Origin of the sequence: Arthrobacter pascens (assembly GCF_030815585.1) — a bacterium.
In the GTDB taxonomy this organism is placed as follows: domain Bacteria; phylum Actinomycetota; class Actinomycetes; order Actinomycetales; family Micrococcaceae; genus Arthrobacter; species Arthrobacter pascens_A.
In genome coordinates this window covers 4,205,874-4,225,522 of record NZ_JAUSWY010000001.1, presented here as the reverse complement: position 1 = coordinate 4,225,522, position 19,649 = coordinate 4,205,874, and the positions used below count along the sequence as shown (strand labels likewise).

General features: G+C 61.5%; 20 protein-coding genes. 8 read left to right on the top strand and 12 right to left on the bottom strand.

Going from position 1 to position 19,649, the window contains the following annotated elements; translation table 11 throughout:
• Positions 1-123: 123 nt before the first annotated feature.
• From lysS to QFZ30_RS19540, 4 genes are all read left to right on the top strand, one after another.
• The gene (gene lysS, locus QFZ30_RS19555) at positions 124-1,656 is read left to right on the top strand and encodes a lysine--tRNA ligase (RefSeq protein WP_307079091.1); all 1,533 of its coding nucleotides are present in this window, start codon (positions 124-126) and stop codon (positions 1,654-1,656) included.
• A gap of 2 nt (positions 1,657-1,658) precedes the next feature.
• Positions 1,659-1,838, top strand: coding sequence for a hypothetical protein (locus tag QFZ30_RS19550; protein ID WP_307079090.1), 180 nt, complete (start codon positions 1,659-1,661; stop codon positions 1,836-1,838).
• Between the two features lie 135 nt (positions 1,839-1,973).
• Complete coding sequence (locus tag QFZ30_RS19545; RefSeq protein WP_307079088.1) at positions 1,974-2,303, top strand: histone-like nucleoid-structuring protein Lsr2; 330 nt, start codon at positions 1,974-1,976, stop codon at positions 2,301-2,303.
• Positions 2,304-2,808: 505 nt separating this feature from the next.
• Entirely contained in the window at positions 2,809-5,301 is a 2,493-nt protein-coding gene (locus QFZ30_RS19540; protein WP_307079086.1) for an ATP-dependent Clp protease ATP-binding subunit, read from the top strand.
• Between the two features lie 300 nt (positions 5,302-5,601).
• On the opposite strand, the gene QFZ30_RS19535 is transcribed toward QFZ30_RS19540, so the two are convergent.
• The 3 genes from QFZ30_RS19535 to QFZ30_RS19525 all read right to left on the bottom strand — a co-directional run bounded on the left by QFZ30_RS19535 (position 5,602) and on the right by QFZ30_RS19525 (position 7,949).
• Entirely contained in the window at positions 5,602-6,846 is a 1,245-nt protein-coding gene (locus QFZ30_RS19535; protein WP_307079084.1) for a UPF0158 family protein, read from the bottom strand.
• A gap of 139 nt (positions 6,847-6,985) precedes the next feature.
• The gene (locus QFZ30_RS19530; RefSeq protein WP_307079082.1) at positions 6,986-7,450 is read right to left on the bottom strand and encodes a GNAT family N-acetyltransferase; all 465 of its coding nucleotides are present in this window, start codon (positions 7,448-7,450) and stop codon (positions 6,986-6,988) included.
• A gap of 130 nt (positions 7,451-7,580) precedes the next feature.
• Positions 7,581-7,949, bottom strand: coding sequence for a VOC family protein (locus QFZ30_RS19525; protein ID WP_307079080.1), 369 nt, complete (start codon positions 7,947-7,949; stop codon positions 7,581-7,583).
• Positions 7,950-8,377: 428 nt separating this feature from the next.
• Between QFZ30_RS19525 and QFZ30_RS19520 the strand changes: the two genes are divergently transcribed.
• Positions 8,378-9,466 (top strand): MFS transporter, encoded by a 1,089-nt coding sequence (locus QFZ30_RS19520; protein WP_307079078.1) that lies wholly within the window; start codon positions 8,378-8,380, stop codon positions 9,464-9,466.
• Between the two features lie 157 nt (positions 9,467-9,623).
• Here the strand turns inward: QFZ30_RS19520 and QFZ30_RS19515 are convergent, their stop codons facing one another.
• Positions 9,624-10,181, bottom strand: coding sequence for a hypothetical protein (locus tag QFZ30_RS19515; protein ID WP_307079076.1), 558 nt, complete (start codon positions 10,179-10,181; stop codon positions 9,624-9,626).
• The gene (locus QFZ30_RS19510; RefSeq protein ID WP_307080378.1) at positions 10,178-10,741 is read right to left on the bottom strand and encodes an RNA polymerase sigma factor; all 564 of its coding nucleotides are present in this window, start codon (positions 10,739-10,741) and stop codon (positions 10,178-10,180) included. Before QFZ30_RS19510 ends, QFZ30_RS19515 begins: the two co-directional genes overlap by 4 nt.
• A 218-nt stretch (positions 10,742-10,959) precedes the next feature.
• On the opposite strand from QFZ30_RS19510, the gene QFZ30_RS19505 reads away from it, so the two are divergent.
• Complete coding sequence (locus QFZ30_RS19505; protein WP_307079074.1) at positions 10,960-11,646, top strand: hypothetical protein; 687 nt, start codon at positions 10,960-10,962, stop codon at positions 11,644-11,646.
• A 115-nt stretch (positions 11,647-11,761) separates the two neighbouring features.
• On the opposite strand, the gene QFZ30_RS22095 is transcribed toward QFZ30_RS19505, so the two are convergent.
• On the bottom strand, positions 11,762-11,980 hold the full coding sequence (locus QFZ30_RS22095) for a PLDc N-terminal domain-containing protein (RefSeq protein WP_373462902.1): 219 nt from the start codon (positions 11,978-11,980) through the stop codon (positions 11,762-11,764).
• Between the two features lie 844 nt (positions 11,981-12,824).
• On the opposite strand from QFZ30_RS22095, the gene QFZ30_RS19500 reads away from it, so the two are divergent.
• Positions 12,825-13,559, top strand: a complete 735-nt coding sequence (locus tag QFZ30_RS19500) for a hypothetical protein (RefSeq protein WP_307079072.1) — start codon at positions 12,825-12,827, stop codon at positions 13,557-13,559.
• A gap of 150 nt (positions 13,560-13,709) precedes the next feature.
• Here QFZ30_RS19500 and QFZ30_RS19495 read toward each other — a convergent pair whose 3' ends face one another.
• Together QFZ30_RS19495 and QFZ30_RS19490 are read right to left on the bottom strand one after the other, a co-directional pair.
• On the bottom strand, positions 13,710-14,540 hold the full coding sequence (locus QFZ30_RS19495; protein WP_307079071.1) for a peptidase M56 family protein: 831 nt from the start codon (positions 14,538-14,540) through the stop codon (positions 13,710-13,712).
• The gene (locus QFZ30_RS19490) at positions 14,537-15,157 is read right to left on the bottom strand and encodes an RNA polymerase sigma factor (protein WP_307079068.1); all 621 of its coding nucleotides are present in this window, start codon (positions 15,155-15,157) and stop codon (positions 14,537-14,539) included. Before QFZ30_RS19490 ends, QFZ30_RS19495 begins: the two co-directional genes overlap by 4 nt.
• A gap of 145 nt (positions 15,158-15,302) precedes the next feature.
• On the opposite strand from QFZ30_RS19490, the gene QFZ30_RS19485 reads away from it, so the two are divergent.
• A complete protein-coding gene (locus QFZ30_RS19485) occupies positions 15,303-15,917 on the top strand; it encodes a DinB family protein (protein ID WP_307079066.1) in 615 nt (204 codons plus the stop codon).
• A 193-nt stretch (positions 15,918-16,110) separates the two neighbouring features.
• On the opposite strand, the gene QFZ30_RS19480 is transcribed toward QFZ30_RS19485, so the two are convergent.
• The 4 genes from QFZ30_RS19480 to QFZ30_RS19465 all read right to left on the bottom strand — a co-directional run bounded on the left by QFZ30_RS19480 (position 16,111) and on the right by QFZ30_RS19465 (position 19,337).
• On the bottom strand, positions 16,111-16,353 hold the full coding sequence (locus QFZ30_RS19480) for a hypothetical protein (protein ID WP_307079064.1): 243 nt from the start codon (positions 16,351-16,353) through the stop codon (positions 16,111-16,113).
• Between the two features lie 94 nt (positions 16,354-16,447).
• Positions 16,448-17,188, bottom strand: a complete 741-nt coding sequence (locus QFZ30_RS19475) for a hypothetical protein (RefSeq protein ID WP_307079062.1) — start codon at positions 17,186-17,188, stop codon at positions 16,448-16,450.
• Positions 17,189-17,283: 95 nt separating this feature from the next.
• Positions 17,284-17,943 (bottom strand): hypothetical protein, encoded by a 660-nt coding sequence (locus QFZ30_RS19470; RefSeq protein ID WP_307079060.1) that lies wholly within the window; start codon positions 17,941-17,943, stop codon positions 17,284-17,286.
• Positions 17,944-18,488: 545 nt separating this feature from the next.
• The gene (locus tag QFZ30_RS19465; RefSeq protein ID WP_307079058.1) at positions 18,489-19,337 is read right to left on the bottom strand and encodes a LysM peptidoglycan-binding domain-containing protein; all 849 of its coding nucleotides are present in this window, start codon (positions 19,335-19,337) and stop codon (positions 18,489-18,491) included.
• Between the last annotated feature and the right edge of the window lie 312 nt (positions 19,338-19,649).

The window sequence follows — 19,649 nt, the reverse complement described above, 5'->3', positions numbered from 1 at the left end:
TTTTGTCCAGATCATGCCTCCAAATGGCCGCGAAACGTGGATTATCTGGACAATAACTGGGGCGTGGGAGGTGCGCCGACGGACGGAAGCCGGGCGCCCGAACTCCCGGTAAACTTGGGGATTGTGACTTCCCAAAACACCCCCGCCCCCAAGAATGCCCCAGAGCCGCTCGACGCCAGCGAACAGATGCGCATCCGCATGGAAAAGCGCGCCAAGCTGATTGAGCGCGGAACCGAGGCATACCCGGTGGGTGTGGAGCGCACGCACTCCCTCTCCGAGATCCGCGAAAAGTATGCGCATCTTGAGGCTGACGACACCACCGGCGACGTTGTGGGCGTCACCGGACGCGTGGTGTTTGTGCGCAACACCGGCAAGCTCTGCTTTGCCACGCTGCAGGAAGGCGGTGCGGACGGCAAGGGAACCCGGCTGCAGGCCATGCTTAGCCTCGCCAATGTGGGCGAGGAAACGCTCGCTGACTGGAAGGCGCTGGTTGACCTGGGCGACCACGTGTTCATCAAGGGCGAGGTCATCTCCTCCCGCCGAGGCGAACTCTCCGTTATGGCCGAGTCCTGGTCCATGGCCTCCAAGGCTCTGCGCCCGCTTCCTGTGTTGCACGCGGAACTGAACGAGGAGACCCGCGTCCGTCAGCGCTATGTGGACCTCATGGTGCGCGATGAAGCCCGCGAAATGGTCTACACCCGCGCAGCCATCACCCGCTCCATCCGTGAGAGCCTGCACCGCCACAACTATGTCGAGGTGGAAACCCCCATCCTCCAGTTGGTCCACGGCGGCGCCCTGGCCCGCCCGTTCGAGACACACATGAACGCGTTCGACCAGAAGATGACCCTCCGCATCGCCACCGAGCTTTACCTCAAGCGCGCCGTGGTGGGCGGGATCGACCGTGTGTACGACATGGGCCGCGTCTTCCGCAATGAAGGCGTGGACTCCACCCACAGCCCTGAATTCACCACGCTTGAGTGCTACGAAGCCTGGGCGGACCAGTTTGTCATGGCCGACCGCATCAAGGAGATCATCCTGGACGCCGCCGATGCAGTGGGTGCCGGACGCACCCTGCAGACGGACGCCGGGGAGATTAACCTCGACGGCGACTGGGCCTGGCTGTCCGTCTACCCCGGACTTTCCGACGCCGTCGGCCAGGAGGTAACACCGGACACTTCCGTTGAGGTGCTGCGCGGAATCGCCGAAAAGCACGAGGTCAAAATGGATCCCAAATGGGATGCCGAAAAGCTGGCCGTGGAACTGTTCGGAGAGATCGTTGAACCCACGCTGCTGAACCCCACATTCGTGTACGACTACCCGCCGTCCGCCCAGCCCCTGGCCCGCCCGCACCGTGAGGACGGCCGCCTGATCGAGGCCTGGGACCTCATTATCGGCGGTATGGAACGCGGCACGGCCTTCTCCGAGCTGATCGACCCCGTCATCCAGCGGGAACGGCTCACGGAGCAGTCCAGGCACGCGGCCGCAGGCGATGTCGAAGCCATGCAGCTGGACGAGGACTTCCTGCGCGCCCTCGAATACGGCGCCCCTCCCATGGGTGGCATCGGACTGGGTATCGACAGGCTGGTCATGCTGTTCACCGGCGCCGGCATCCGGGAAACCATCCTCTTCCCGCTCCTCAAGCCTGAGGGGCACTGACCATGGAATACATAGCCGTACTCCTGCCGTCGCTGGTGGTGGGCCTGCTTTTCTGGTTCGCCATGAAATCCATTTTTAATGCCGATAAGGCGGAACGACAGGCCGAGGCACGTGCCCAGGCCGAAGCGGATGCACTCAACGCGACGCCATTGAACGGTACGGATACGGATACCGATAAATAAATCGAAAGAACTTTCTCCGAATATCCCCAGGAACCATTCGGCGCTTTGACGCGTTGCCATAGCGAGGGTCATACTTTTTACAGGAACATCCTGCTTTTCTGAAAACCCGAACCTTTCCAAGAGGAAGACAATTAAATGGCACAGAAAGTAAACATCATCCTCGTAGATGATCTGGATGGGGGATCCGCGGACGAGAATGTCCGTTTTGGCCTCGATGGGGTCAGCTACGAAATTGATCTGTCGGCGGCTAACGCGGCTGAGCTGCGATCGGCCCTGGAGCGTTTTATTGGCGCAGGCCGTAAGACGTCGGCAGGCCGCGCCACCCGAACCAAGGCGACTGCAGGGGGGCGCAGCAACGACTCCGCGCAAATCCGTCAATGGGCGCGGGAAAACGGCTACACCGTTAACAGCCGCGGCCGAATTCAGGCCGAAATCCAGGAAGCCTACCAAAAGGCAAATTCCTAGCAACAGGCTTCCAAGGGTCCCTTTAAGCCCTGCCTTCCTCTGCCGGGGAAGGCAGGGTTTTGTGGCTCGAATGGTTTATCCGAACTGCGGCTGCGGCCGCACGGAAAACCCTTGTTGATTCGCGGCATCCAAGCGTATAGTAGGTATTCATCGTCGGCTGATTTCCTCGGGATCGGCCGACGATCCGCTTTAACCTTCCGGTTTGGTCCGCCCGCTCGAATTCGCCTACTCGGCCTCGCCTGTCTATGCCATGTTTTCCCGCCACGCCGATGCTAATGGATCGGCGGCGCCTCCCCACACGGAGCTGGGGTTGAGTGACGGGGGCGCTTGGATTGGGTGACGGGAAGGTGCATACGGCGACGTTCGACTACCGGAAGTAGCACCAAACGGATGGTGATGGAGGTTATTCCCGGTTCTGTCCCGGTTTCCCCTGTGGCGAACACGCTCCACAATGCCGGGTCTGCCACGTAGCATCAAAGTACGTCGTAGCTAGGAGTGTGGCGAAATGTTTGAGCGATTTACGGACCGTGCCCGTCGCGTAGTTGTGCTTGCCCAAGAAGAGGCACGCATGCTGAACCACAATTACATTGGTACCGAACACATCCTGTTGGGTCTGATCCACGAGGGTGAGGGCGTTGCCGCCAAAGCTCTTGAGTCCTTGAGCATTTCGCTCGACGGCGTCCGCGAGCAGGTGCAGGAGATCATCGGTCAGGGCCAGCAGGCCCCGTCCGGCCACATCCCCTTCACGCCCCGCGCCAAGAAGGTGCTGGAGCTTTCGCTCCGTGAGGCACTGCAGCTGGGCCACAACTACATCGGCACGGAGCACATCCTGCTGGGTCTCATCCGTGAGGGTGAGGGTGTTGCCGCCCAGGTGCTGGTGAAGCTCGGCGCCGACCTCAACAGGGTCCGCCAGCAGGTTATCCAGCTCCTCTCCGGCTACCAGGGCAAGGAAACCACCGGCGCAGGCGTCGGTTCCAGCCAGCCCGAAGGCACGCCCGCCGGTTCCGTGGTCCTGGATCAGTTCGGCCGTAACCTGACGCAGGCTGCGCGCGAGAACAAGCTGGACCCTGTGATCGGACGCGAGTCCGAAATGGAACGCGTTATGCAGGTCCTTTCGCGACGCACCAAGAACAACCCGGTGCTGATCGGCGAGCCTGGCGTCGGCAAGACGGCCGTCGTCGAGGGCCTGGCCCAGGCGATCGTCCGCGGTGACGTTCCGGAGACCATCAAGGACAAGCAGCTGTACACCCTGGACCTCGGTTCCCTGGTGGCCGGCTCACGGTACCGCGGTGACTTCGAGGAGCGGCTGAAGAAGGTCCTCAAGGAAATCCGCACCCGCGGGGACATCATCCTCTTTATTGACGAGATCCACACGCTCGTTGGTGCCGGCGCCGCCGAAGGTGCCATCGATGCCGCGTCCATCCTGAAGCCCATGCTGGCCCGCGGTGAACTGCAGACCATCGGTGCCACCACGCTGGATGAGTACCGCAAGCACATCGAGAAGGATGCCGCACTGGAGCGTCGCTTCCAGCCGATCCAGGTCAAGGAGCCCTCGGTTGCGCACGCGATCGAGATCCTCAAGGGCCTGCGTGACCGGTATGAGGCACACCACCGCGTCACCATCACCGACGGCGCCCTCGCCTCGGCTGCGAACCTCTCCGAACGCTACATCTCGGACCGTTTCCTGCCGGACAAGGCCATCGACCTGATCGATGAGGCCGGTGCGCGGCTACGCATCCGCCGGATGACTGCCCCGCCGGAGCTGAAGGCCATGGACGAGCGGATTGCGCAGCTCAAGATGGAGAAGGAATCCGCCATCGACGCGCAGGACTTCGAAGGTGCCGCTTCGCTCCGCGACAAGGAACAGAAGCTCATCACCGAGCGCTCGGAGAAGGAACGCCACTGGAAGTCCGGCGGCATGGACGATATTTCCGAGGTGGATGAGGATCTCATCGCCGAGGTACTGGCCAACTCCACGGGCATCCCGGTGTTCAAGCTGACCGAGGAAGAGTCCTCGCGCCTGCTGAAGATGGAAGACGAACTGCACAAGCGCGTGGTGGGCCAGAACGAGGCCATCAGGTCCCTGTCGCAGGCAATCCGCCGCACCCGTGCCGGCCTGAAGGACCCCAAGCGTCCGGGCGGTTCGTTCATCTTCGCCGGCCCCACCGGCGTCGGCAAGACCGAGCTGGCCAAGGCCCTGGCCGAGTTCCTGTTCGGTGAAGAGGACGCCCTGATCACGCTGGACATGTCCGAGTACTCCGAGAAGCACACGGTGTCACGGCTCTTCGGTGCGCCTCCGGGCTATGTCGGGTACGAGGAAGGCGGGCAGCTGACCGAAAAGGTCCGCCGCCGTCCGTTCTCCGTGGTCCTGTTCGACGAAGTGGAGAAGGCCCACGCGGACCTCTTCAACTCGCTTCTGCAGATCCTTGAAGACGGCCGCCTGACCGACTCCCAGGGCCGCGTGGTGGACTTCAAGAACACCGTGATCATCATGACCACCAACCTGGGCACCCGGGACATCTCCAAGAGCGTTGCCACCGGCTTCCAGTCCGGCACGGACACCCAGACCGGCTACAACCGGATGCGTGCCCGTGTGACGGAGGAGCTCAAGCAGCACTTCCGCCCGGAGTTCCTGAACCGTGTTGATGACGTTGTGGTGTTCCCGCAGCTCACCCAGGACGAGATCATCGAGATCGTGGACATGTTCGTCGGACGCCTGGAGAAGCGCCTGAAGGACAAGGACATGGGCATCGAGCTCACCACCGCGGCCAAGGTTCTGCTGGCAACACGCGGCTACGATCCCGCCATGGGTGCCCGGCCGCTGCGCCGCACCATCCAGCGCGAGATCGAGGACCAGCTCTCTGAGAAGATCCTGTTCGGCGAGATCCACGCTGGCGACATTGTTGTAGTGGATGTGGACGGCGACGGTGACGAAGCCAAGTTCACCTTCGCCGGCAACGCCAAGCCGCGCATCCCGGAAATCGCTCCGAGCGCCTAGCTACAAACGCCAAGGCCCCGCCCGCTCCCGAAAGGGAGCAGGCGGGGCCTTCGCTTTAACCACGCTGGTTCGGTGGCCGGGCGCCGCGGCACCGGTGCCTTTTGCGCCGGCCGCCTCGGTACCGATGTACGGAGGGCTTTGTCCCTAGCGGCATCTGCGGCGTTCTATCTCGGCCGCTCCTCCGCCTGGTTGCTGTTCCAATTGGGGAACCTGCACTGGGACGACCCTCTGACCGCGTTCGACCTCAGGTTCGGTCTACTCAGCTGCTCCACGGTTGTGGGTATGACCGAACCCGGGTCGTCAGCCCACGCGGATGCCATTGTCAGCGAGGAACTCGCGGGAACGGCCCATCTGGCGGTCGGTGGAGAAGGCGTACCACTGTTCGCCAAGGTTCTCGCCGTGGACGACGTCGCGGAACCGGAAGAAGGCACCTTTGCCCTCGATCGCCCGCTCCAGTCGCTCCCGGAGGGCCTCATCGTGCTGCCGCTCGGCGAAGGCCGCCATGTCCCGCCAGCCGTTCCGCGAACCGATGGGGCGGAGCCGAAGCCAACGGTCTGGCCCCTCCTCCTCCACATCGATGGCGGCGTCCTCCCCGACTATCATCGGGTCAGTGGCGCTGCCGTCGTACACTTGCCCGGTGTGCAGGTCGAGGTAGCCACCGGTCGACAGGTCGGGATCCCCTTCCAACACGGTGCTGAGCATGTCTAGGTCTACTGGCACCACCCTGCCTGTCAGCGGCACACGGCGCAGACCGGCCAACAGGTCCTCGGCCAACAGCCGGTCACCAGCGCCGCCGCGCCACGTCAGCCGGTTGATGACCGACAGTGCCATCGACTCGGCCTCCTGGCGTCTCTGCTCCAGCGCCATCGGTATGCCGGCCCCCACCTGTTGTAGAGCGTCATCGATGTCGCGTCCCGTCACCGCAGCGAGGAAGCGAGCCGCGTCTGCCGCCGCGATGGCTTCACGCAACTCGGACAGGTCGAGCCCAGGCACCTGCACCTGCGCGGGCCACGCATGCAGCAGCATCGGGTGCGGCCGGCTCGGTTTCCCCTGTGCCCGGCTCTCCCCGTCGTCGGTTGCCCACCGGCGCCCGTACTGGTCCGGGATGCTGCCCCAGCCCCAGTACGGCAGGGGGGCATCAGGGCGGATACCCAATACCTCAAGCGGGTCGACCTTCTCCTCCCCAACCACGCATCGGTGCGTCCAGGCGTCACCGAGGTCGAACGTGAACTGAAACTCAGCCCCCGGCTCCAGCGTCCGGGCGACCTTGGCAGCAGCGATGTCGATGGGCGCGATGATCGGCCCGCCGATCGATCCGGCCATCTCGGCTCCCGTCTCTTCGTCGGTGATTACCCGGCCGTCGGCCAGGGTGAACATTGACAGGTGTGAGCGGTCCCATCGGGCGAAGGCATCGTTGATGGCGTTGGCGAGATCCATGAAGGTGTGCGACGGTCCGACCGCGAAGACGCGCCCGGGCCACGGCCACAGCTCCTCGCCACGACCGCCGAGCAGTTCCACAGTCAGCGATAACCAAGTTCGTGCCATACCCCAAGGATGGCACGTGCCTTGCGTTGACGTAGGCCAGCAGGCCGATGGGAACGACTGCTCCCGTAGGACGGTAGATCACCGCGCCCTTGGTGTGCGTTAGCCGAACCCTCTGCGGCACGGTCCCCTAAGGGATCGGTCAGCGGGCGCTGTCTTCGAGGGACTGGAACCACGCGACCTCGCGTTCGAGCTGACCAGATTGCACGAAAAGTCGCACTTGATGTGTGTTCGGCAGCGCCGCCGCAAGCTCATCTCGATCTGCACCGGTGAACCCGAGCTTCTGCCAGAACGGACCCGAACGGCGAGAAAACAGCCAGGCGCGAGATGCGCCGGCGGCACGCGCCTCCTGTAGGGCGTAGCGCGCGAGCCTCGAGCCGGCCCCCACGACGCGGTGGCTCGGCGCTACCGCCACGCTCCTGATGAGCGCATGACCGCTGTCTTCGCTGAGTTCGAATCCTGTGCTCCCGATGATCTCGCCGCCGTCCCCGCGTTCGATCCATAACCGCACGGTCGGCTCGTCAATGCCCGCCAGGGTCAGATCGACCTCGTGAAGGAATGAACGTACCTCGTAGACGTCCGCAGGGGACACACGCTCCAAGTTCATGCCTCTATTCTCGCCCACCAGCCCCAAAACCGGGTTCGTCTGTACACCCGATAGCCGGTGGTCGGCCGGGACGCTTCCCTCGTTCCTTAGGGGAACCCTGACTGCAACAGATCCGGCACACCTCGAACCCCTAATCGATCGACGTTGCGGTTCCCGGATCGTTGGCCAGGGAGGCTCGGTAGTCGGCCTGATCCTGGAGAACACAAAAGAGGTTGCCGCCTGGGTCGGCCATGACGACCCATCCCTCGTTGCCGGCCTGCCCGATGTCCGCACGAGTGGCCCCGAGCTTGAGGGCTTGATCCACACAGGCCGCCTGATCCTCCGGCCGGAGATCCAGGTGGATCGCCCCCTGTTCGATCGGGTTATCCGACGGTTGGATAAGCAGGGCCGGCCCGTCGTCTCCGATCAGCTTTACCGAGTTGCTGTGGTTGGGCGCGATTCGGTAGCCAAGTAATTCACGCCAGAACCGAGCGACTTCTCTGGGGCTGTTGGTCTTCATTGTGACAGTGGCGATTCTCGCGGCAGACTTGGGCCAAATCTTCCGCTACGTTCCGCATTTGCGCCAGCTGTGCCTGAACGGCGGGTGTCGATGGCCATTGACATTCGCGCCTCGTGCATGGAGCATTGCGCAGGGCTGATTCCGATTCAGCCAATCTGTGCGGCGATGCAGGGGTGGTTTGCCCGTTAGGGCACTCTTCTGATGGATCCTGCCGGTGACCAGTCGAAGTGTCCAGACCCGATGTTTCTGGCGATTGACTCACCCCGGCCGCCGAAATAGGACTCTGTGGAGTGCCAATCATTGATGATCGATCAGATCAACCATTTTCTGGGAAATTACGGGGCGTTCAGAGATACCAAGACGTGCTTCAGGTCGAAGGTGCAGCGAAGTTCTTCTTCGCTGCAGGAGTTGGTCGGCTTGGTATTTCCATGACTGGGCTGGGGATCCTCTGGCTCGTCCAGCATTACACCGGGTCATTCGCCTCGGCTGGGGTGGTCACCGGCGCTTTCGCCATAAGCGAGGCGCTCATGGGACCGCAGGTCGCCCGGCACATCGATCACCGCGGACAGACTCGGATGCTGCCACTGCTGCTCTTTGTGCATGGCGGTGCTGCTGCCGCATTGGTTGCTTCTGTGGTTCTGGATGTGTCATTTGTCGGTACTTGTCTGGCTGCCGTCGCTGCCGGGGCCTCTGTCCCGCAGCTGGGCGCGCTGTCAGCGGCTCGATGGAGCCATCTCCTGGACAGGTCGCGGCTGGCGGCGGCCTTCTCCTTGGAGACGGTAGCAAATGATGTCGCTTTCCTTGCCGGACCTGCTTTGGTGGGTTTGATAGCCGCCTTTGTCCATCCCCTCGCCGGATCGGTCTGTGCAGCTGCACTGATAGTCCTCGGCGGGCTCACTCTTGCGGCCCAACGAACGACTGCACCGCCGTTTGGCACGCATCCTCTGGCGAAGGTCCTCGACGGAGGAATCATGATGCCCGCCTTTTTCACCCTGTTGGCGGTGAATATCGGCTTGGGACTGTTCTTCGGCTCCATGCAGCTGGCGGTGACCGCATTCACCGTCGAGCATGGAACCCCCCAGCTTGGGGGCGTGCTCTACGGTGTGATGAGCGTGGCCAGCCTGCTCGGCGGCCTCATCTACGGCACCCGACAATGGAAGTGTCCACCCGGGCGCCTCCTGTTAGGAATCGCGGTCTACTTCTCAGCCGCAACGGCCATCCTCATGGTGGCGGACAGCATCTGGTCTCTGGCCGGGCTCCTGGTCCTGGTCGGTATCGCGGTCGCTCCCATGATGGTCCTGTCCTCAGCCCTCACCGAACGGAATATGGAACCGCGGATGTTGACCCAAGCCTTCACATGGATGAACTCCGCCAGTGCGGCCGGCATCGCCGCCGCCGCTGCACTCTCTGGAACAGCCATCGACTCCTGGGGATCAGCAGCAGGCTTCACCTGCGTAGTGATTGTCGCGCTCATCATCGCAACGACAACGGCCCTCGGCCAAAGATCCCTGAAATAGTCACCTGTGCCTTCCCACTTCCGGCAAAGAGGCGGCTGATCACGCAAGCCAAAGTCTCCTTCCTTTGGAAGCGGACGGTCCTCCCTCGGCCATTCCCCGCGAGTGGGTGTGTCCCGTTTGGGAACCCTCAGCGGGACGAATGCTGGGATTGGTCCACTTAGGGGACCGTGTCGGCTTTCAACGCGAGCCCAAGTGAAGTGCACACTTTGTCGTCCCCTGGGATGACAGCGGCCCGGCCATCACTGAGCACGCATACTGTCAATGGATCGGGAATCGGATAAGAGAAGCTCCGGTCATGAAGGGATGGATGCGCGCTACCGTTCGGGGTATTGGGGTCCAGGACGTGTTGTGCCCATATGTCCCGGCAGGCGACCAGTGCGTCCTCGATAGGGATTGGGTTGCGTTGTGTCGATGGCTCACCGACCCGTGTTCCTTCCCCCAAGGTAACTGTGGTGCCGGGGAACTGGTTGCCGTTCAGTTCTGCTCGGGCGAAGCAAAGTATCGAGCTTTTGTCCGTGACAGGCAGTTGCATGACGACGGCACCTCCGGTTGCCACAAGGGCGACGGCGACACCGGAAAGCAGAATCCGCTTGCCTTTGGTGTTCTGGAAGTGCCGGTTTTCCGGGGTTCCGTCCTGCGCGACGTTGGCCAGGAGTGCCTCGATGGCTGCGCTGCGTTCCGCGCTGAAGCGCTGTGAACGCGGAATCTCATTCATGGTGTTTCCTCTTCGGGCTTGAGTGGACGCGGTGCCGGCAGGAACCCGGCTTGTGGGTTCATCAGCTGTGACAGTTTCTGTTTGGCGCGTGAGAGCCGGGACTTCACGGTGCCCGATGGAATGCCCAGCAGCTCGCTCACCTCAGCTGTGCTCATGTCCTCCAAAACGCAGAGCGCAATAACTTCCTGGTCCCGCCGGCCCAGCGAACGATAGGCCTGGTGCAGGAGTTCAGACCGCCGATCCTGGTCAACGGTGTCAGCCACGGAGTCGCTGTGATCCGGCACCGTCTGGTCCTGCGGAAGTTTCCGCAGGAGGCGTTCATAGCGCAGTGTGGACCTGATCTTGTTCCTTGCCACGTTCGTGGCTGTAATCAGCAGCCAACCAAGTATCGAATCGTTGACCAGCCGGATTCTGGATCTGCAGCGCCAGGCCTCAAGGAACACCATGGCCGTGACGTCTTCAGCCTCAAAAGGTGTTTTCACCAGCCGGAGACTGTGGACGAAGACCCGGTCCCGGTGCCGTAAAAAGAGGGAAGCAAAAGCGCCACCGTCACCATCCATGACGCACAGCCAAAGCTCACCGTCCGTGGATTCCCTCCCTGTGTCCCCCATACCTATAAGTGTCCGGCAACCCCATAGTGGTTCCATCACGAATCACAGAAGTCGACAAATCGCGGCCAGCAGTCTCTACGATCCCACTTGGGGAACCTTCACCGGGACATTTGGGCCCGAAACTCAATCCCATTTACAGGCACCCCAGTGTGGTTCATAGTCGGGGTATGAGAGTGGCTGGAATTCTCCCCGCAGACGCTCCCGACCCCCGTGGGGAATGGGCCGAGAGCCTGAAACTCATGCCCATTCCGGTGATGGGGCTCATGCCCCAACCGTCATTGGAGGATACGGACAGCGTCGGTTTGAGCTACGGCCTAGATGATCGTGGGTACAGCGAAATGACGGCGAGCATCACCTATACGCTCTGGCGAAACCCGGATGACCGCTCAGACCCGGTAAACCTCGCAGACCTCGACGAGAAGACACGCAGATCGATCGAGGAAGTTCCGCCATGGCCGCGGCCCCTTTGGCTGATCGAGCAGGTGGAGCGACTGCGCTACCCGCAACTGTGTGAGGCCGTGCGAACCACATGGCACCGCGCTCCATCCGAGCGCTCTTCGGTTCGAAGCCTACTGGCTGACCATGTCAACCACATCCTCATGAACCTATACCGGCAAGAGCTCTGGCCGGGCAGCAACCCGTGGGACCAACACGCACCCACAGTCACCGGCCGGATGGTCAACAGCCAGGCCAGGACCGTCATCAACGGAGTCGACATGCCCGGTGCAGAGGTCGATACGGACCCGTTCGTCTACGGTATCGGAGCCCAACTGGCAGGCGGCGGCGTGGTGACCGCTGTGCTTCCACACACTGAGCTCAAGCACATCCAAGTCCAATTCACGCCCCGGAGCTAACAGCTCCATCCAAACACAGCAACGCTAAGTTTGACGTCGCCCCTAGGGGAAACCCTGACCGGGACACGTCGCGCCAAGCCGGCGTTGAGACTGCACGTTCCTATGGATTAGTGAGTCATCTATCGGCGAGCCGTAGGTTATCCCGGGCGGCCCGCCGCCCAATTGCGAACCACAAGACAGGACCAAGTACCGGAACAGCAGGAACAATAAGAGCCCATACGACAGTCCGTGCGGAGGTGTAAGTCCTGTTCCTGGCGATACTTATCAGGGCGCTGATGAACAGGATCCCGTTCACAATAAGGAGAAAGCCCAGAATGCCGAAGGGTGGCTGCATCACCGGCTCTGTGACTTGGGCTGCAATCTGCGTCAGTATCATGATCTCCCCCAGAAGCCAGCGGTTGCGGATGCCCTAACCCTAGCTCCAACGGGCCTTTCCGGGACAGAGAAAGCCGTCTTTGGCCCGATCCGTTCTTTGGCCAGCTGCCAGTCCAGTTTGATTCGTATATCAGCGAAACTGCAGCGGAAATCGTTGAACATGGATCGCAGCGATAAATGGCGGTCTTTTCGCAGCGCTATTTGTCACTTCTCAGCCCGCAAGAGGATCCCTCACCGGGCGCTCCACACGGGGCCTGCTGGATCTTATGGGGCTTTGTTGCCAAGGTGCCTTGACGAGGTGCCGTCGTAAGGACACGCTAACGTTATGGCTAGATACAGCGGCGGCCCAACCGTCCATAGGGCAATGAAGGGGCCTCGCTCGACGGGATCGTCCAATTCGAGCCCCCAGAGCTGGAAGGCAGAGGTAACCGCCACTCTGAGGGCTATCCAGCAGGTCCGCCAGACGTGCGACCACACCGAACTCACGACCGTGAAGTACGCACGGAAGGCGGGCCTCTCCTGGACAGAGATCGCCACCGCTCTCGGGGTCACGCGCCAAGCGGCATGGGAGCGGTGGCATGAAATCGACGAGACCCTGCCCAAGAGCGACGCGTGGGGCCCTTTCTCACTGAACGAGACGGTGCCCGAGCGCTTTCGCAGCCCAGGGTAAAGCACCGTAGTCAGTTCCAGGCCCTGGCCTGTTGGGGGAATCCTCTACGGGACATGCGCGCTGCATTTGCACGTTCGACTGCGGACTTCGGGGCTTTGCCCACTATCTATGTACTCAAAGGAGGGGTCAACAGATGAACAAGCTGAAAGTGTCTTTCATGGTCGCGGCCATGCTGCTACTTTCCGGGGTTTCTTCTTGCGCATCCGACGCCCGCCAGCCTGTCGATCATGCGTCAAATCAGCAGGTGAAACAGACTGAAACAGGGAGTTCTAATGATGCGTATGCCAGCATCCCAAGTGACGAAATTCAGCACGGCCAAACCGAGGTTGAGTTTCTTTGGGACGCGAAAGACCCGTACTACGGATACAACAATCTTCCCGTCGCGGCCCGTGTTCACATCGACTCCATCGACGGTGGACGGACTTTCAGCCCAATCACGAATCAATACGTAATCGCGCAGACTATCGGGAAGATGACGGTCCGCGAAGTCTACAAGGGTGACGTAAAGCCTGGTGATCAGCTGAACTATTCTCGGGGCGGTGGAATCGTAACCTTCGATGAGTACTGGAGCAGCCTCAATCAGCAACAGAAAGATAAGGCCGTCAGTCAGAACAACGGCCGGAGGCCGACTCCTGAGAAGAAGTACGTCGAAAAGAAGTTCATCGACGATATCGACATCGAAGTCGGCAAAGAGTATGTTGTCTTCCTCTTGCCGCAGTCCTCCAAAGACGGAAAACTCCACGAATATTTAATGGATGGGTTTCAGTTCGGGCTCAGAGAGGTGAAAGGCTCCGGTGCTGAGACGACCGTTCTAAACAATGAGACCAAAGAGTGGGAGAGTCTTGGGAGCGTTGTAAAGCTACCTTAGCCTCGGTCTTCTTATGAGGGTGGCAACTTGCATCTACGAGATGCCCTCTTCTCGGTGTGCTTCGCAGGGTCGACATGGGGCGTCACCGGTCTCACCGAGGTGCGCCTTTGAGGAACCCTCTGCGGACAGGGGGTGGCAGGTGAACGAGGATTAGCCTGCTGGATCTACTGTCGGGTTTTGTGATGGCATCGGCGATCTGGCCGGTTGCGTGGGTATTCCGCCGCCCGATCCTGCTGCAAGGAAGATTCCGACTTTTGTTTCGCCGTCGCTGAGAAATACCGGGATTTCCCGTGGCGGGCGTGGGGTGTTGAAGTTCTTTACTGCGTCCTCCGGGCTAGTGGGCATTGGCCCGCCGTATAAGTCCTTCGCGTAGGCGTAGCCGGATGCTCCGTTGGTTGCCATGACGGCAATCAGATCTGGGACTCCGTTTTCTGGGCTTTCCATGCCGTAGGTTTCGCCTTTGGCGTTGACGCCCAGCTCGGTCCGTTCCTGTTTCACGTATTTTGCGGTGAGCTGCCACCGGTTACCCGGTTCCGTCTTGACCGTCACACTACGCTGCCCGGGAAGCAGGCTGGAGGTGCCAAATGACCGGTTTCCGGTGCCGGCGGCATCGGCAGCGGAGCAAATGGTGCTGCCACCACCGTCGGAGAACTCAAAGCGACCAGCTGTGAGGCAGAAAAATTCAGTTTCAATACCGGTAGTTCCCTCCGGAGGTTCCCCGAGCTCCACGGTGGCTGTTCCCGTGTGGATCTGCGTAACGGGCGAAGCCAGGGGAGTTACTTCCTGCCCGCCAGGGATCTGGAACAATCCGGCCGCCGCTGCGCCGATACCGCCCAGCAGGCAGACGCCGGCCAGCGCCCCGGTCCCGAGCCACAGGCGAGGGTTCTTGCGGACACCGGCTGGGGAAACCTGCTGAACCTGAGAGACAAGTTCTGCTCGAAGTGCGTTGCTGAACCGGTCATCGACCTGAAACTGGTTCATGACCGTTCTCCTTCCAAGACCGAAGTTGCGTAGCTGCGCGCAGCAGGAGCGCCCGCGCCGGTTTCGCCAGTGAGGGCAGCTCTCATCCGTTGCCTCGCCCGGTGCATGCGCGTTTTAGCCGCTCCGGGAGTCAGATTCAAAACTGCCGCTGCAGCAGCAAGAGGGTAATCCTCGAACACGACCAGACTCACCAGATGCAGGTCCTCAGCGCTCAGCGTTCCGAGAGCCCTGGCGAAGTCCTTGTCCATATTCTCTTGGGGACTGGCGAAAAGGTCAGCGTCCAGGGGTTCTGAGGACTCCTCGGTGCGCGGTAGTGAGTCCAGCAGCTTCCGGTAACGGAGGGCTGCCCGCCCGTTATTGCGGGCCATGTGTGTTGTCGTGACGAGCAGCCAGGGAAGGATCGAACCTTCCACTACACGCACTTTGGCGCGACGCCGCCAGAGTTCAAGGAACGCCGCCGCCATAACGTCCTCGGCGTCGTGGTGGTTTCCTGCGAGCCTGTAAGCGTGGCGAAATACCCGGTCACGATGCCTGTCGTACAGCAAACCGAACGCCTCGCCGTCACCACTTAGGCTGCGGGACCAAAGGCGGTCCTCGTCATTCTCAAGGTTCCCCATGCCCTGTATTGTCCGGGACAACCGAAAAGGTTACACAAAACCTAAAAATACGCGAAAAATGTTTTGGCAGTGCGTGCCGTTTGGGGAACGTCAACCGTGCGTAGGCGCCTAACGGCCTCTCGCGGAGGCTAGGCTCTATGCCATGATGACCAATCAGCGACTTGAGCCCCTGCTCGAGCAGTACGACTGGGCGACGGAACGACTCCTCACTCGCCTTGCCGGGCCCACGAGCAACTCGGGTGATGGCAGCGACGTCGACGTACCGGTACTGACGGACGCCGAGTACTTCTGGGAACCGGTCGACGCGTGCTGGTCGGTGCGGAGGCGCGCCGATGGGCCCGGACCGGGCGCCATCAAGCTCATCGGCGCGGGTGAGTGGGGGCGAGACGGCGCCCCCGAAAGTCCGTGGCCTCCGCCCGTCACGACGATTGCCTGGCGGCTTGACCACATCTCCGAGACGCTGTTGGGCCGAGCGAACCACCTCGGGGGCGACCGAACGTTCGATAGAGCGACGTACGAATCACGACCAGATGCAGCCGGCGCCATCGAGAGGTTCCGTCACGCCGCAGCCGGCTGGCGCCAGGTACTACTCAGTGTCGATGAGGCCGACTATGACCGGACCGGGCTCAGCAGCTACCCGTACGGCAGCGATGCCGAGGAGACCTTTTCGACGATCGTGTGGTGGGAGAACCAGGAGATCCTGCACCACGGAGCCGAGATCGCGCTGCTCCGCGACCTCTACGTTCACCACGCTCAGTAGCGACGAGCACGCACCGCAGACAGCTCAGCCGACGGATTCTCTACGACGTCGAGTGGATACAGAGGATTACGTCCGCGTCGGTGCATAGGCGCCCGAAAGACGGTCGATCACCGTACCCATGGTGCCCGCTAGCCGAACCCCCAGCGCGACACCTGAGGGACAGCCAACTCCGCAACTGAATGAGGGGCGCACATCAAAGCTCGGGATGTTTAGGGTCTTTGCCGCGTTCGAGCCAGTAATCGTCGCGCTGCTTCCGCACGAACCATACGAGGTAAACCACCATGGCCACCGTGATAAGGCCTTGGAGGACGATGATGATCCACTCCCATTGGTCGCGTAACTCCGCTGGTAGCAATGCTGGAATCAGGAATACCGTAACTAACACGACGGCGATCAGGGAAGGGAGGGCGATGCGCCTCCGTTGCGGAGAACTCATGGCTCACCCTATCGATTCGGAACCGAAAAAACGACCGACTCACTTTCCCCTCAACCTGGCCGATTGGCGAAGCTTCTGCGCGTTTGAGGAACCCTCATCGTACGGTGGCGTTTTGCCCTTCTTCCGCATGGCCGGTGTCCGCCGGAGTTACTTGAAAGTCCACGACGTCGACGAATGCGTCGACTGGCATAAGGGGGTAGTGGCTTCGAAGACCTTCGAGGTAGCCCTCGACTGTTCCACCGTTTGAAAGGCGAAGCCGTTCGGGAGTTAAGTCATCGATCCGATACCGCTGGACGTCAAGGATCTCCCCACGCAGCGGTGGACACTCGGCATCATCTTCGAAGTAGAAAATCGCAGGACCAACTGCAATCCGCTCGTCCCATCGAACCGAGGATGTTTTCCGGCAGGATGCGACCGCGTCATAGTAGCGCCGGTTGAAGCGGAACACTCGCTCGGCCTTCGCATCTGGAAAGAAGTATGTGTCCGAGAGAAGCTTGGCGATGGGGCGCATCTGGGGGCCAGTAACGGTTGGGACCGCGACGAGAATATCGGGGTGCAGATCAAGCATCACCTGCCGACAGCGGCCACACGGCGAGATCAGACCACGTCCTCCATCGCCGGCGGCCGCCATCGCGACCAATGGACCAGCGTCAGCGGTTGCGGCTACCCCCAGGGCGACCAGCTCGGCGCAGGGACCACCGGTGAAGTGATGAACATTCACAGCTGTGTGTATCCGGCCGTTGGTGTCCAAGGCGGCGGCTGCCACGGTGTGGTTTGGGTCGTTACCGAGAGATCGAGCCAGCACCTCTGCTGCCTCAATGACGCGCCGTTCCATGCCCAGGGGTTCCATGAGTACCAGCATCCCACGAGCCGTGCGGGTCTCAAGGCGCCCGATAGTCGATCCCTCAGCGTGCATGAGGGAGGCGTCCCTCAAAAGTCTTCAGGCAGCACGGTATCCGTTTCTCGGATGAGGTATGCGTCCAGTTCTGGATCGGCAAGGATTTTCCCGGCCGTGGCGCCATCACACCCGATGATGAGGCTTCGAGCGTATATATCTTGGCCGATACACCAGTGCAGATCATCCGGCCACCAGTACATGGGAACGCGTCCGCTGTCGGTGATCGGAACGATAGCAGTTCCCTTTTCATCAACCAGCTTGCCCGAGTACAGGACCATTCCCCGGTGGGCTGGGGAGAACTCGATCACCGATTTTCCGACCTCTTCGGCATAACCTTCCCACGTTGCGAAGTTGTAGCGACTGGAGTCGAGGTCGAGCACGCGTATCAGAGCTTTGGCGAGGCTCGGGTGTGGGTTGCCCATGTCGGGTTGGCAATTGTTGGCGGGCATGGCTTCGGGGCTGACCGTCACCTCATCCCATTGCATCCATGGGCTCGTCTCCAGGCCACCACGTTTTACGACGTCAGACCACATGATCACCAAGCCGGGTGCAATCTCGATCGGATTGAGAATGCGAACGTACCGCTCGTAGCCAGGCGGTACGAACGCTGTTACTTGTTGGCCGTCGCGGTCGAGGGACGTCGCTAGTGACTCGGCAAGCTGATGATCCGATTCATGACGCAGAGAACACATTCTGCCCCCCTCCTTCGACGTCACACTACCCTTAGCTCCGCCCGTTAGGCGGTGGATCACCGCGCCTTTGGTGTGCGTTAGCCGAACCCTCAACGGGACACTCTCAAGCGTTTGCGGAGGCCCCACCTATGACTTTCAGCGATAAATGGCGGTTTTTTCGCATCGCTATTTGGCACGCGGTGCAGCCCGCAAGGGGATCCTTACCGGGCGCCGCACTGTTGCACCACCTTGGTGTCTGACTAGGTTTCTGGACGGGTCGAAGTCGGTAGAGTGCGATCCTTGACATTGGGGGATGCCAGACCGAGCGTGATCCGCCAACCGTGGGTGTTCGCCGCGGTGTGCGTAATGGTCCTCGCCCTGACCCTCCTGCTCTTCGGATGGCGCCCGTTTTCGTTGATTCAACTGTTGCCCGGGTACATAGCCGCCTACCTTCTGATCGGGGCATGCATTTTCGCCCCGTTAGGGAAGCTCCCGTCGGTGCGGCAGGCTGTGGCGTTCCTGCTTCCCGGCGCTGTGTGCGGTTCCATTCCGGGGGCGGGCGGAGGTCAGGGCCCGGGTTTGTTGATGGGCTTGTCCAGCGCCACGCTGATGGTCTGCCCCGGCGCCAGTTCGCCGGTGGGCAGGTCTGCGAAGTCATACCAAGCCCCGGCCGTGCCCGTGCTCGGACGATTGGCCGAGCGCAGGTCACTCACGCCGAAGCGGAACGAAACTTGCCGCTCGATGTCCCCTGGGGCGGTGGTGTAGGTCAGCGGAATACCCTGGGCATCGGTGGTGACCGTTCCCTGCGCGCCCTCGATTTTCAGCTCGCCGGGTATCAGCCGAACCTTCGTACCGGCAGGGATGGGCTGATCCGCCGACAACGAGGGGTTGTACAGCAGGATCTGTGCCGTGGTTGACCGGAACTTGTAGCCAAGGCTGTCGAACGAGTCGCCATCCACCGTGGTGTAGTAGACCGTCTGGCCGAATGAGTTGTTGACCGAGGCGCCCGAGCCGGACCTGCTGTCTACCGGCTTCTTCTGCAGCTGGATGACCTTGCCGGCCTGGATGAAGAAGACGTTTCCCTTTTCGTAGGTGAACGGGACCTTGTTCGCTTCCGCCAACTGCTCAGAGGTCAGGTTGAACCGGTAGGTGATGCCGGCCAGGCTGTCATCGGGCTCTACTGTGTAACCCGTTGGAATGCCGTTTGCGTCAACCGTGGCAGCGCCCTTGGCGCCCGGCATGGGACCGGTCGGAATCAGCCGGAGCCCTGTGCCCGGAGTGAGGGGAGTTCCGGGCTGGAGTCCGTTGAACCCGGCGACCTTCGCCTCGGATAGCTTGTACGCCGACGCCACGGCCTGGAGGGTGTCTCCCGGAACGGTGGTGTAGAAGTCCGCGTTGCCAAACGAGTCCCGCACGGTTTCTCCACTCAGGGCAGGCTTCGCGGCGGAAGACGCAATTGCAGCGGGGGTGGTCTGGGCGGCGGCGGGTTCCGCCTGGGTTGGAGCACCCGCGTAAGTGCACCCTGCCAGTCCCAGCGACAGCACAACAAGCAGCGCTGGCCGAACCAGGGGCAGGCCAGTCGCCGTCTTTGATGTACTGCCAGTTCCCACCATGGATATGCCCCCCAATAAGTCCGGCGTAGCCGAGTCAAGGCCCACAACGGACCAAAAGCAAGCGTAGTGGATGAACCTTTAGCCCGCAGTAGCGGCCGTCCCTCTGCCAGCCGT

Coding starts and splice junctions, on each gene's coding strand:
- QFZ30_RS19550 (WP_307079090.1), top strand. CDS start 1,659: ATGGAATACATAGCCGTACTCCTGCCGTCGCTGGTGGTGGGCCTGCTT.
- QFZ30_RS19545 (WP_307079088.1), top strand. CDS start 1,974: ATGGCACAGAAAGTAAACATCATCCTCGTAGATGATCTGGATGGGGGA.
- QFZ30_RS19540 (WP_307079086.1), top strand. CDS start 2,809: ATGTTTGAGCGATTTACGGACCGTGCCCGTCGCGTAGTTGTGCTTGCC.
- QFZ30_RS19535 (WP_307079084.1), bottom strand. CDS start 6,846: ATGGCACGAACTTGGTTATCGCTGACTGTGGAACTGCTCGGCGGTCGT.
- QFZ30_RS19530 (WP_307079082.1), bottom strand. CDS start 7,450: ATGAACTTGGAGCGTGTGTCCCCTGCGGACGTCTACGAGGTACGTTCA.
- QFZ30_RS19525 (WP_307079080.1), bottom strand. CDS start 7,949: ATGAAGACCAACAGCCCCAGAGAAGTCGCTCGGTTCTGGCGTGAATTA.
- QFZ30_RS19520 (WP_307079078.1), top strand. CDS start 8,378: ATGACTGGGCTGGGGATCCTCTGGCTCGTCCAGCATTACACCGGGTCA.
- QFZ30_RS19515 (WP_307079076.1), bottom strand. CDS start 10,181: ATGAATGAGATTCCGCGTTCACAGCGCTTCAGCGCGGAACGCAGCGCA.
- QFZ30_RS19510 (WP_307080378.1), bottom strand. CDS start 10,741: ATGGATGGTGACGGTGGCGCTTTTGCTTCCCTCTTTTTACGGCACCGG.
- QFZ30_RS19505 (WP_307079074.1), top strand. CDS start 10,960: ATGAGAGTGGCTGGAATTCTCCCCGCAGACGCTCCCGACCCCCGTGGG.
- QFZ30_RS22095 (WP_373462902.1), bottom strand. CDS start 11,980: ATGCAGCCACCCTTCGGCATTCTGGGCTTTCTCCTTATTGTGAACGGG.
- QFZ30_RS19500 (WP_307079072.1), top strand. CDS start 12,825: ATGAACAAGCTGAAAGTGTCTTTCATGGTCGCGGCCATGCTGCTACTT.
- QFZ30_RS19495 (WP_307079071.1), bottom strand. CDS start 14,540: ATGAACCAGTTTCAGGTCGATGACCGGTTCAGCAACGCACTTCGAGCA.
- QFZ30_RS19490 (WP_307079068.1), bottom strand. CDS start 15,157: ATGGGGAACCTTGAGAATGACGAGGACCGCCTTTGGTCCCGCAGCCTA.
- QFZ30_RS19485 (WP_307079066.1), top strand. CDS start 15,303: ATGACCAATCAGCGACTTGAGCCCCTGCTCGAGCAGTACGACTGGGCG.
- QFZ30_RS19480 (WP_307079064.1), bottom strand. CDS start 16,353: ATGAGTTCTCCGCAACGGAGGCGCATCGCCCTCCCTTCCCTGATCGCC.
- QFZ30_RS19475 (WP_307079062.1), bottom strand. CDS start 17,188: ATGGAACGGCGCGTCATTGAGGCAGCAGAGGTGCTGGCTCGATCTCTC.
- QFZ30_RS19470 (WP_307079060.1), bottom strand. CDS start 17,943: ATGTGTTCTCTGCGTCATGAATCGGATCATCAGCTTGCCGAGTCACTA.